At 48.5% G+C, this 12,253-nt stretch carries 10 protein-coding genes; 7 read left to right on the forward strand and 3 right to left on the reverse strand.

Annotated elements, in window-relative coordinates:
* Positions 1 to 104: 104 nt before the first annotated feature.
* Positions 105 to 965, reverse strand: a complete 861-nt coding sequence (locus MKY24_RS00665) for a hypothetical protein (protein ID WP_339201236.1) — start codon at positions 963 to 965, stop codon at positions 105 to 107.
* 126 nt (positions 966 to 1,091) lie between these two features.
* Positions 1,092 to 1,985: a LysR family transcriptional regulator gene (locus MKY24_RS00670; RefSeq protein ID WP_075153535.1), complete on the reverse strand. Its 894-nt coding sequence runs from the start codon at positions 1,983 to 1,985 to the stop codon at positions 1,092 to 1,094.
* Between the two features lie 202 nt (positions 1,986 to 2,187).
* Here MKY24_RS00670 and MKY24_RS00675 point away from each other — a divergent pair, with 202 nt between their 5' ends.
* From MKY24_RS00675 to MKY24_RS00690, 4 genes are read left to right on the forward strand one after another with little or no spacing between them, the layout of a single operon-like run.
* On the forward strand, positions 2,188 to 3,186 hold the full coding sequence (locus MKY24_RS00675) for an ABC transporter ATP-binding protein (RefSeq protein ID WP_316243137.1): 999 nt from the start codon (positions 2,188 to 2,190) through the stop codon (positions 3,184 to 3,186).
* Positions 3,187 to 3,206: 20 nt separating this feature from the next.
* The gene (locus tag MKY24_RS00680; protein ID WP_076161146.1) at positions 3,207 to 4,277 is read left to right on the forward strand and encodes an ABC transporter substrate-binding protein; all 1,071 of its coding nucleotides are present in this window, start codon (positions 3,207 to 3,209) and stop codon (positions 4,275 to 4,277) included.
* 4 nt (positions 4,278 to 4,281) lie between these two features.
* Positions 4,282 to 5,952, forward strand: coding sequence for an iron ABC transporter permease (locus tag MKY24_RS00685; RefSeq protein WP_028542573.1), 1,671 nt, complete (start codon positions 4,282 to 4,284; stop codon positions 5,950 to 5,952).
* Positions 5,949 to 7,334, forward strand: coding sequence for an MBL fold metallo-hydrolase (locus MKY24_RS00690; RefSeq protein WP_076265416.1), 1,386 nt, complete (start codon positions 5,949 to 5,951; stop codon positions 7,332 to 7,334). The genes MKY24_RS00685 and MKY24_RS00690 overlap by 4 nt, the downstream gene beginning before the upstream one ends.
* 14 nt (positions 7,335 to 7,348) lie before the next feature.
* On the opposite strand, the gene MKY24_RS00695 is transcribed toward MKY24_RS00690, so the two are convergent.
* Complete coding sequence (locus MKY24_RS00695) at positions 7,349 to 8,509, reverse strand: S8 family peptidase (RefSeq protein ID WP_053324366.1); 1,161 nt, start codon at positions 8,507 to 8,509, stop codon at positions 7,349 to 7,351.
* 404 nt (positions 8,510 to 8,913) lie between these two features.
* Here MKY24_RS00695 and rpoE point away from each other — a divergent pair, with 404 nt between their 5' ends.
* From rpoE to MKY24_RS00710, 3 genes are all read left to right on the forward strand, one after another.
* A complete protein-coding gene (gene rpoE, locus MKY24_RS00700; protein ID WP_013308216.1) occupies positions 8,914 to 9,465 on the forward strand; it encodes a DNA-directed RNA polymerase subunit delta in 552 nt (183 codons plus the stop codon).
* A gap of 402 nt (positions 9,466 to 9,867) precedes the next feature.
* The gene (locus MKY24_RS00705) at positions 9,868 to 11,469 is read left to right on the forward strand and encodes a CTP synthase (RefSeq protein WP_028542570.1); all 1,602 of its coding nucleotides are present in this window, start codon (positions 9,868 to 9,870) and stop codon (positions 11,467 to 11,469) included.
* A 213-nt stretch (positions 11,470 to 11,682) separates the two neighbouring features.
* Positions 11,683 to 12,051, forward strand: a complete 369-nt coding sequence (locus tag MKY24_RS00710) for a response regulator (protein ID WP_013308218.1) — start codon at positions 11,683 to 11,685, stop codon at positions 12,049 to 12,051.
* Positions 12,052 to 12,253 lie beyond the last annotated feature (202 nt).

Genomic DNA, 12,253 nt, shown 5'->3' on the forward strand with positions numbered 1-12,253 from the left:
ACTTTGACATCATGACTTCGTAGTCATATAAATAATAATAAAAGGAACCGTTCGTATCACCCTCAACAGGGTGGCGCCTCGGTTCCTTTTTATGTTGGATTAGCTTAGTAGCGTTCCAGTACCAAATTCGTTTTCAGGGAATCGGCGGGAACCAGCCATCCTTTGGATTGCAGCAGGTTCATCAGCTTGGTGCGGTTGCTGGCGGCAACACTGTAATCCGAGGTTTTGAAGGAGATTTCGATAATATTTTCTGTACCTGATCCGTTTGCGCTGCGAATAGGCCATATTTCAACGTCGGTATCCAATCCCTGAAAGCTACCCTCGTATTTACTGACCTGTACAGGACCGCGTACTCTGGAGTTTGCTAAGGTTTGTTTACCCCAATTGCTGTTTTTCCAGTTTTGCAGCTTGCCCGGAAGATTATCCTGCAATTGCTTTAATGCTTGATCTGGGGAAGGCAGAGCCAATCCTTTGGAGGCGTTTGTCTTCTTATCATTGGAAAAGCTTAGTGTTTGCTTGCTGTATCCCCAATCCACCTCAGCCTCATAATTATCATCAGATGCACTGAACCCATCTTTATTCGCTTGGGTGAGCGCCGCGTCGATATTTCCATTTGTGACCGTATAGCGCTTTTTGTAGGTTAATTCATAATTCTTTTTGTCCTCTTTTTTACGAAATCTCACGTTCCAGCCCTCGTCATTCAATTGCAATGAATTTGTATCAAAATACTCGACGCTCAATCGTTGTGCATCTTCGCTAATTTGAAACTCGTTCACGATGCCACTTTTTAATGAGCCATCCGCATTGAGGACCTGAGCCGTATCCAGTAGCAGCTTCACCTCATAGCTTGGTGTGGCATTGGCGGCAGCTTGTACCGGCTCTGCTCCTTTCCATCCTGTTACGAGCAGCACTGCACTTAGAGTTACTACCGACATCAATTTGGTGATACGAAGGCCTGTTTTCATTTCATCCTCTCCTGTTCGTCCGAATAGGTTACACGCTACACTTTACGGGTGTATTGTCAGTCGTATGTCAAAGCAAGAGGGTACTCCGGTTAAAAAATTACATAATTTCTATATGACAGGTAAGATTTAATCTTGGTTCCATGAACAATATTCGGTGAATCTGTGAATGAGCGCCGAGCGATGGCGGTCTTTGTTGCTGACCATATAGATGTACCGCTCAACAGACTGCCCCGGAATAGGTCTTACAACCAGTAAGCCCCGCTCAACCTCTGACTGAACGGCAATGCGAGAGACAAAGGAGATGTGTTCTCCCAGCATAACCGCCTGTTTGATGGCTTCCAGTGAATCCAGCTCCAGATAGGAAGGAAGTCGCCGACTCCCACGCTCCAGCCATTTGTCGGTCACGTGGCGTGTGCTGGATTCCTTGCCATGTAATACGAAGGAGGAAGAAGCGATAAGCTCGGGTGTCAAATCGGTTTCGTTGGCGAGCGGATGAGTGGGTGAGCAGATGAGCATCAATTCATCTTCGCCCAAGGATTCGGAGAGTAGCGTTGGGGATTGAAACGGCTCTGCCGAAATGATGCCAAGGTCAATTTCGTGGCGAGCGAGCATGTCCTTGATCACGGGCGCTGTTTTCACGGACAAGGCGATGTGAATGCCCGGATGCTCACGGGCAAAGCGGTGCAGCACAGCAGGAAGCAGGTAGGTAGCGGGTACATAGCTTGCGCCAATACGTATACTTCCCCGCTGGAGCGTATCGAACTCGCGGACGACTCGCTCAGCTTCAGCAGCCAGTGCATTAATTTTAGTGGCATAGTGCAGCAGCGCATTTCCAGCATCCGTCAGGATGATTTTACCCATACGTGTGTCAAACAGCTTCACTCCGAATTCACGCTCCAGATTTTTCATATGAAAAGTAACGGTGGGTTGCTTTAGGCCAAGAAGCTCGGCGACCGTGGTAATTTTATGGTGCTTATTCAGTAGCTCTACAATATGTAACTTTAGAAGACTTAAGTTCACTTAGAATGCCTCGCTTTCAGGTTAATCGAACAATCATGCCTACTTCTTTGGGGAGCAGCATCAATCCCCTCTATATAGATTAAATCTATGAGTGTTAACACAATTCATTGAAATAATTAATTTTGTTTTAACTTTCCAATAACACAGGTTGCGAATTCAAGTCTTACACTGGGGTCAGTCAGAAGAACAGGCAGGTAATGCGATGAATCAGGATCTATATATTCACGGATTAAGTAAAACCTTCAGCCAAATAACAGCGCTGCATGAGACGAATCTGGTAGTACGACGGGGCAAATTCACAACACTGCTCGGACCGTCCGGCTGTGGGAAAACAACGCTCTTGCGCTTGATTGCTGGTCTGGAGATACCGGATACCGGCACAATCATGATGGGAGAGGAAATTCTTTTTTCGGCAGAACGCAAAAAGGATATTCCCGCCCATCTCCGCCACTTTGGCATGGTCTTTCAGGATTTCGCGTTGTGGCCGCATATGACGGTGTTTGAAAATGTGGCCTTCGGCCTGCGTGCGGGCAAGCGGGGGAAAGGGTTCGCCAGCGTACGAGACAAGGAACTGCGGACAGTGGTGCTGGAGGCGCTCGACATGGTCAGATTGTCAGGGATGGAGGATCGGTATCCTCATCAGCTGTCCGGTGGTCAGCAGCAGCGGGTTGCCTTTGCAAGAGCGGTTGCTATCCGGCCTCGACTTGTTTTGTTCGACGAGCCGCTCAGTGCGCTGGATGCGGTGCTACGGGAGGAGATGCGCATTGAGATGCTATCGCTTGTGCGCGATCTGGGGCTGACCGCCCTATATGTCACCCATGATCAGATCGAGGCCATGTCCATGTCTGATGAAGTAGTTGTTATGAAAAGTGGACATATTTTGCAGACCGGAACACCAGAGGTGATCTACGGTTGCCCAGCTCATCCAGAGGTAGCGAGGTTTATTGGCAAATCCAACTGGCTGGAGTCGGAACGAACACTATTTCGTCCTGAACATGTCCGTTGGGAACAGGAGCAAGCGGATCAGCATGCTTTTACAGTAGAGATCCTGCATGTCAGCTATGTCGGCGATCGTTATGAAATTCGTATACTAGCCGAGAACGGCGAGCAATGGACTGCATATCACTCCATCCGCTTGCCCATAGGTCAACAAATGCACATTTGGGTATCACCGCAACACATCCACCAACTTGAAGCATAGGGAAAAGGGGTAAATATAAGATGATGAATAGGCATGTTTTTCGTACAGGATGGAGAAAAGGGACGATGCTCGCATTAACATTGACTTTTGGACTCGCTGTGGCGGGTTGCGGAACAGCAACGCCATCTAAGGATGGGGCGCCAGCTAATGGATCAGCAGGACAAGCTGAGGCGGCATCCACCGATCAGAAGCTGGTGGTCTACAGCGCAGGCCCGGATGGACTGGCGAAAAAGCTGGTAGCAGGGTATGAGGCGCAGAGCGGAGTTAAGGTAGAGTTGTTCCAGGGAACGACAGGAAAAATTTTGGCCCGCATGGAAGCCGAGAAGACGAATCCAGTAGCGGACGTGGTTGTGCTGGCATCGCTTCCGTCTGTACAAGGCTTGAAAAAGGAAGGACTTACGCTGCCTTACCTGGATGCCAAGAACGCAGACAAGCTAAACCCAGACTGGTCCGATAAGGAGGGCAACTACTTCAGTACCAGTGCTTCTGCTCTGGGCATTGCGTATAACACGAAGCTGGTGAAAACACCACCAACTTCATGGGCTGATTTGGCGAAGCCTGAGTACAAGGATCAGGTTAATATTCCCGATCCATCCCTGTCCGGCTCAGCGTTGGATTTTATGACAGGCTATCTGAGCGCTAAGGGCGATGGAGGCTGGACGTTGTTCGAGCAGTACAAGGCTAACGGCGTTGCTATGGCTGGTGCCAATCAGGAAGCGCTGGACCCCGTGATTACCGGAGCTAAAGGTATAGTCGTCGCTGCGGTTGATTACATGACCTACAAGGCAAAAGCCAAAGGCGAGCCGATTGACATCGTCTATCCGACAGAGGGAACAGTCATCAGCCCACGTCCTGCCGCAATTCTCAAGTCAACGCAGCATGAGCAGAATGCGAAGGCATTCATTGACTATCTGTTGTCGGATGAGGCACAGAAACTAGTAGCTGATGCCTCTTTACTCCCGGGCCGCACGGATATCAAAGCCGACAAGCGTGCCAACCTGGACGAGATTCCATTGTTGAAAACCAATTGGGAGTGGATGGGTGAGCACGGATCAGACGTGACGGAGAAGTTCACGCAAATGTTCAAGTAAGCCGATGGGAGGCTTATCCGTTAAACACATCAGAGCGTGGTGTCTGACGCTGGCTCTGATCGCGCTTCTTTTCCTGATTGTGATGCCGTTGCTGCAAATCTTTATCCAAAGTGTGTATGTTGATGAAAAATTTCAATGGGATGCGCCTTTTCGAACGTTAGCTGCTTCACCATTTGCGGGAGTGCTATTCAGCTCGATTTGGCTAGGCATCTGTGTGATTGCAGGAACGACGGTACTTGCGCTTCCGCTAGCATGGATCATGTCCAACACTCGTCTTGCACACTGGCGCTGGTTGGATGTCGTGTTGCTGATTCCGTTTATGACCCCGCCCTATATCGGTTCCATGGGCTGGATTCTGTTCATGCAAAAAAACGGATATCTGGAGCAGTTGTTCCCGGACCTGCATTTCTTAACGCCGTCCTTCTTCAGCCTTGGTGGCATGGTGATGATCATGAGCCTGCATCTGTTTCCATTCCTGTACCTGCTGCTGCGCGGGGCGCTGGTGAGGATTGGCGGGAGCCTGGAAGAGGCGGGTGCCGTAATGGGCGGCGGCTTTCTGTACAGATTCCGTCGAATCATTTTACCGCTGCTGCTTTCAGCTTACGGAATGGGCGCGTTGCTCATTTTCGTTAAAACGATTGCCGAGTTTGGCACCCCTGCTACCTTTGGGCGACGTATCGGGTATGAGGTCATGACTTCGGAAATTCACAAATATATTTCCAGCTGGCCCATAGATTTTGGCAAAGCGACGTCAATGGCCTCGGTGCTGTTAACCGCCTGCCTGCTCATGTGGTATGCGCAATCGGTGATCAACCGAAAGTTTACGTACAGGCTGGTAGGTGGTAAAGGTTCGCGTCCGTCCCGTCTTCGTATATCCGGCTGGACTACGGGGCTGAGTGTTGCATACATTCTATTGTTGCTCATTGCGTCCATTGGCATTCCTTATTTTTCAATTCTTTCAGCCTCGACGATGAAGCTGAGGGGAATTGGGCTCGCCTGGGATAATTTGACGCTCGACTCTTACAAGGAACTGCTGTCTTGGGGATCAGAGAGCATGGAGGCGCTCCTGAACAGCGTATTTCTCTCTTTGGGCGCTTCGACGCTTGCTGTGGTGCTGGGCACTTGGTTTGCGCTTGTCATTGGCGGCTCACGCACAAGAATCCAACGGACGGTTGATGCATTTAGCTTGCTTCCGAATACGGTGCCGGGAATTGTTATGGTGGTCGGCCTGATTTTGTGGTGGAACTCACCATGGATGCCGATCCCTTTGTATAACACATACGGCATGGTCATTCTGACGTATGTTATCTTGTTTGTTCCTTATACGGTGCAGTATGTCAAAAGCGCCTTTACGCAGGTGGACACTGGTCTTTTTCAGGCGGGACAGGTATTTGGCGGGCGACCGTCTTACATATTCCGCCGGATTGTGCTGCCGCTGATTGTACCGGGAATGCTCGCTGGTTGGATGATGACATTTACCATTGCTTCACGCGAGCTGGTAGGATCGTTGCTGATTTTGCCGCCATCCGTTCAGACGTCTGCAACCTACATATTTGCACAATTTGAGCAGGGACAGGTGTCACTTGGGATGGCGATGGCCGTCATATCGGTCGGAATGACCACACTGCTGCTGATCTTAATGGAAAGCTTAAACTCGCAAAGAAAGTGGAAATGATCATGACCAAGCTTAGGATTTGGGGAGGAGCGGGCGAACATGGCCGCTCCTGCTATGTTTTTGAAGGAACGCAGCATCGCGTCATGCTGGATTGTGGCGTGAAGAAGGAAGGAACCGGACAATATCCGATTTTTCCGCCGCAAAAGGCGGAGGGACTGACCACTGTATTGCTGTCTCATGCACATGAGGATCATTCCATGGCGCTCCCCTTACTGTACAAGTATGGATACCAGGGGGAGGTCTGGACGACCAAGGCCACCGCTGAGCAGCTAGGCTCCTATTTTCGCTCCTGGCATACTTATGTTGAATCGAGAGGAGCCGAATTGCCATACGACGTACAGGATATCCAATCCATTGCTTATCGCTATCTAGAAGATGAAGCGCCAGCAGGAGAATGGCTTGAGGCTTGTCCGGGTGTGAGAATCATGTGGGGACGCAGTGGACATTTGGCTGGTGCAGTGTGGTATGCGGTAGAAATGGAAGGGAAGCGGTTGTTTTTTTCTGGAGATTACAGCCGCGAATCTGAGCTTCTTGCTGCCGATGCGCCAGACTTGGGTGTTGGGGAGGGGTTGCATGACCTGCCTGAATGGAAGTCAGAGCCCAATCTAGCGGACATATCCATTATGGACAATGCCTATGGCATGGATATAGACCCGCAGCCTGTTAAGCTGGAGCGGCTGAGGGTCGAGATGGAGCGGATATTATTGTCTGGTGGTCATGTGTTGTTGCCGGTGCCTGTCTTTGGCAGAGGGCAGGACTTGATCGTATGGGCTAGCGAGCAATTCCCTGCACAGGCAATGATTGTAGAGCACGATATATGGCAGGGATTGAAACAGTTAAACCGCTGGAAAGAATGGCTGCGTCCAGAAGCTCCAGCGCGAATAAAACATGTGCTAAACAGTGACAGGGTCTTCGTGCCTCGTGATGCTTCTGAACGAGTGAGTCTGCTGGAACAGAACCCAACGGCTATTATCATAACAAGAGACGGCATGATGGATTCCCCACAGGCGCGCTGGTACTATCAGTTTCTATCGGATAACCGCAACATGGGGGAGGGTGAAGATAGCGGAGAAAGCATTAGCAACAGTGTTATATTGACCGGGCATGCTCCACATGGTTCTTTTGGCAAACATCTGTTGGAACGTGCAGATCAAAATGACAGCTGTGTAGCTCGGCATTTGATTTACAAGGTGCATCAGGGATTATCAGATGTGCGGCAAATGCTGAAGGAGCTGCCTAGCAAACAGGTTGTACTCGTTCATGCGCCAAAGCTGCAGACTGACCTGGTACGAGATGAGTTGATAAGAGCAGGAAATCGTGGGTGTGAAAGTCCTGCCAGAAAAGTTCATTCTTTGGAGCCGGGCGCTACACTAGAGGTTTAGCATCACATCATCATTTACTTCGTGCCCTCCTGCATCAATCGGAAGGCATCGACTTCGCCAAGTTTGGTGGAGATAGAGCTGCGTCCAGCGCTTTTACGCAGGCGTAGCGGTGTGGCGGTACGCTTAAGCAGCGCTTTGATTTCTCCAGGCTCCAGTTCCGGTCTCAGTGAAAGGAGAAGTGCGATGCTTCCGGTCACATGGGAAGTAGCCATAGAGGTACCGCTCATTTCGTGATGCTTGCCATGGATCCAGGAGGAGGTGATCTTTTCGCCCGGTGCGTATACATCTACAAATTGCCCTCGGTTGCTGAAAGGTGCGATGCGTCTGTATTTGTCAGTAGCCCCCACTGAAATCGTCTGGGAATAGCGGGCTGGATAGTCAATACTTCGGCGCTTGCCCTCATTTCCCGAGGACGCTACAATCACGATGCCGTTATGATATGCTTTATTCACCATATCAAGTAGTGCCTTGCTGCGCGACTTCATACCAAAGCTCATATTGATGATATCGACACGATTTAATACACACCAGTCGATACCAAGAATGATATCGGAGACGTAGGCAGCTCCATTATGATCAAATGCTTTTACGGGATGAATTAAAGCCCGTGGTGCTACGCCGACCATACCTTCGTCATAGTTGGACGCCGCGATAGTTCCAGCAATATGAGTACCATGGCCGTTATCGTCATAGGGTAGCATGGTTCGGTTAAGCAAATTAATACCTCTGGCGAGAGAATGACGAAGATCAGGATGTTGAAAATCCGCTCCTGTGTCAATCACACCGATTCTGACCCGATTCCCTGTCGAGGAAGGCCAAGCCTTGTATGCACGTACCTGTTTGACTCCCCATGGCATGGAAAGGTTCTTTTCTGCTTTTGGTATATGAGCAGTTTCAGCGTGGACCTTCATGCGGGTATCTTCTTCAACGGTAACACCGTTGTGATATTTGCCTAGCCTGTCTCCCCCTGAAAGCGGAGCGATTAAAGCGCGGATTAGTCGGGCCGGTTGTACTTGCCGTAATCCCGCAAGCTCGGGTTTCAGCTTCCTGAGATAGGACAGGCATTCCCGGTATTGGTGAGGCTTATCGAACGTGATGATCTGTTTGTTCCGTCCACTGCCGGACGGCTCCGAAATACCCTCATGCAAACGCTGCAAAAAATCCGGATAGTCCATTTGAGACGGTCCCCCTCCGATGAGCCATGCTGAGGTATTGTATGAGCAAGCGTCAGCTGCGGCATGGGAAACCTGCCCCTTTTTTATGGAAATAGGCCTGCTTGTCGTGTCAAAGTGGCCGTGGACACATACGATACATGGAGGGCATAAGCTCTTGTGCAACAACTTTGGGGGGTTCTCCCGGAGCGGGTACAGTCGAAGACGGGGGGGACCCCGTCTTTTTATGTGTGCCGTCTTGTTTAGAGGGATATTACTGGAAATTATGACGATACCCATCTTTAACTTGCAATTTGCTTCCAAATAGGTTTTACTTAGTTTTGATAATGGATATGTTAGTATTGCATGTATCGTGTATGCTCTGAAACATGTTCTTGTGAATTACGTGTGAGAGGAAGTGTCCCTAGGTGAGTACCCCACTCAACTTGAAGATTGACCCGGAGAAAGTCCACGAGACTCCAATGGTGGACTTGGCATTTATGGTATTGAAAGCAGCCAATACTCCGTATTATTACCGTGACCTGATGAAGGAAGTCGCCAAATTGCGTGGCTTTTCCGACGAAGAAATTAATGACGTTATTGCTCAGCTATATACTGAAATCAACATTGACGGGCGTTTTGCCTGTGTCGGTACGAATCTGTGGGGCTTGAAACGTTGGTATCCGGTAGATAAATCCGAAGATGCCCTGACAGGCGCCAAGCGTCCTCGCATTATTAACGACGAAGACGATGACGATGAAGATGACTATCATGAGGAAGAAGAAACATACAACTCTGATGACGACTTCGATGCAGATAGCGAAGACGAGGATGGCGAAGATGAGCTGTTCGACGGAGAAGAAGATGATGATGATAGTGATGAAGACGTGGTTATAGACGATGAAGACCTCAGTGATGAGGAAGATTCAGAAGATGAAAATGACGATGAGTCGACGGAAGACGACGATTCGCTTCGTTAGGAACAGGCTGTAAGGGGAGATGCGTTCTCCCCTTTTTCATGACCGTTTTCTTGAAAACCTCTTCTGATTTAAAGCTTTCAGGTAGATTCTCTCCAATCTGGTTCAATGGACAAATTAACACAGATAACTTCCTTGACAGCGGATTGGACACGGGGTAAACTATTGCTTGGGCTTATGATTGATTCACTTATATGTTTGCTTTTTGTATAAAAGTGCCCCGTACTACGGGAGTGCTTTTTTGTTTTTTATAGGGGTGTTTTCACTCATGAAAGAGGGCTAAGGGCGGCGGACATGGAAAATGATTCCGCTGCCTTCTTCATGGATGATAATCCGTGCAAACGGGTTACGATAACATCATAATGTCGCCTGAATTTTGCATCTTATCTAGGAGGGTTTTGAACAGTGACAAAGTATATTTTTGTGACAGGCGGGGTTGTGTCTTCCTTGGGCAAAGGGATTACGGCAGCTTCACTGGGGAGGCTTTTGAAGAACAGGGGACTGAAGGTAACGATTCAAAAATTTGATCCTTACCTGAATGTCGATCCGGGTACGATGAGTCCTTACCAGCACGGTGAAGTGTTTGTAACGGATGATGGTGCGGAAACGGACCTTGACTTGGGACACTATGAGCGCTTTATTGATATTAATCTGTCCAAGAACAGCAATGTCACAACAGGCAAGGTATATTCCAGCGTAATCAGCAAAGAACGTCGCGGAGAATATTTGGGCGGTACGGTGCAGGTTATCCCTCATATTACGAACGAAATCAAGGAGCGCGTGTACCGTGCAGGCCGTGAAGCAGGTTCGGACGTAATTATTACAGAAATCGGCGGTACTGTGGGCGATATTGAAAGCTTGCCATTTTTGGAAGCTATTCGTCAGCTCAAAAGCGAAGTTGGGCGCGAGAATGTAATGTACATTCACGTAACGCTCATTCCTTATATTAAAGCTGCTGGTGAGGTTAAAACCAAACCAACTCAGCACAGTGTAAAAGAATTGCGCAGTATCGGTATCCAACCGAATGTCATTGTTTGCCGTACAGAGCATGAACTGTCCTCCGATATGAAGGCAAAAATTGCATTATTCTGCGATATTGATGCGAATGCAGTGGTAGAATGCCGCGATGCTTCAACCCTCTACGAGGTTCCGTTGAACCTGCGTGAAGAAGGCTTGGATGAAATCGTAGTTAACCACCTCAAGCTGACAACACCTGCACCAGATATGACCGAATGGGAAGGGTTAGTTGATCGAATCAGCAAGCTGGATAAAACGGTTGAGATTGCTATTGTTGGTAAATATGTTGCATTACATGATGCGTATTTAAGTGTGGTTGAATCACTTTCCCACGCTGGATTTGATGCGAATGCAGACGTAAAAATCCGTTGGGTGAACGCTGAAGAAGTGACGGACGAGAACGTAGCTGACATGCTGGGCGGCATTGGCGGCATTCTCGTACCGGGTGGCTTCGGCGATCGCGGAATTGAAGGCAAAATCAGTACCATTCGTTATGCACGGGAGCAAAAAATTCCGTTCTTCGGCATTTGTCTGGGTATGCAGGTATCTGTCATTGAGGTTGCCCGTTCCCTGGCTGGTCTCGAAGGAGCTAACAGCTCGGAAATTAACCCAGCTACGGATTATCCTGTCATTGACTTGCTTCCTGACCAAAAAGACATCGAAGATTTGGGCGGTACGATGCGTCTTGGTTTGTATCCATGCAAACTGGCGGAAGGTTCCCTGGCTTCGGCTTGCTACAACGACGAGCTGGTGTACGAAAGACACCGTCATCGGTACGAATTCAATAACGAATATCGTGAAGTTATTGAAAAAGCAGGTCTTCGTATTTCCGGTACTTCACCAGATGGACGCTTGGTGGAAATTGTGGAGCTCCCTGAGCATCCGTGGTTCCTGGCGGTACAGTTCCACCCAGAATTTACTTCCCGTCCGAATCGTCCGCAGCCTTTGTTCCGTGAATTTGTAAAGGCAGCATTGCAGCTTCAAGGTTAATGTTTGGGCTTGTAAGACCTCCTCAGGGAGGTCTTTTTTTATCCCATGCTTCCTGATTATGAAAGAATATTCCACAATTATGTATAAGAGCAGGATTTTCTTTTTGCAGGAGCGAATATAGTTTTAAGTATGGGACGGATATTGTACGTCATCGGACGCTGTTATGGCAATAGCTGCATGATCCTCGTTTTAAGATCTTAGGAGGTTAAAACATTGGAAAAGAAGAAAGTATTAATCGTCGATGACCAGAATGGAATACGGATTTTATTGATGGAAGTGTTCGGAAGTGAGGGTTATGAGACCTTTCAGGCGGCGAACGGAAAAATTGCACTTGAAATTGTTGAGAAGGAACCACCTGATCTGGTTCTGCTCGATATGAAAATTCCAGGTATGGACGGACTCGAAATTCTGAAGCATCTAAAAACCATGAATCCTGATATCAAGGTTATTATGATGACAGCATATGGAGAACTGGACATGATTAAAGAGGCGACGGAGCTAGGTGCGCTAATGCATTTTACCAAGCCCTTTGATATTGACGAAATGCGGATCGCTGTGAACAAACAACTCAGAGGTGATTAGGTGAGTCACTATGGTTGAGAACTCTGTTAACACAACAGGGTTTTTTGTTTGTGATTATGGGAAATACTGAAAGTAAATCCTCTCCTTATACAATTCTATGGAAAAACGGCGTCCTGGGCGTGATTTTTGTATGTGTTGATATGCAAAAGCTTGTTTAGTATTTAACATGGGTTGTGGTATAATAAGCCCGTATGTGATGTCG

Source organism: Paenibacillus sp. FSL P2-0322 (assembly GCF_037975315.1).
In the GTDB taxonomy this organism is placed as follows: domain Bacteria; phylum Bacillota; class Bacilli; order Paenibacillales; family Paenibacillaceae; genus Paenibacillus; species Paenibacillus polymyxa_B.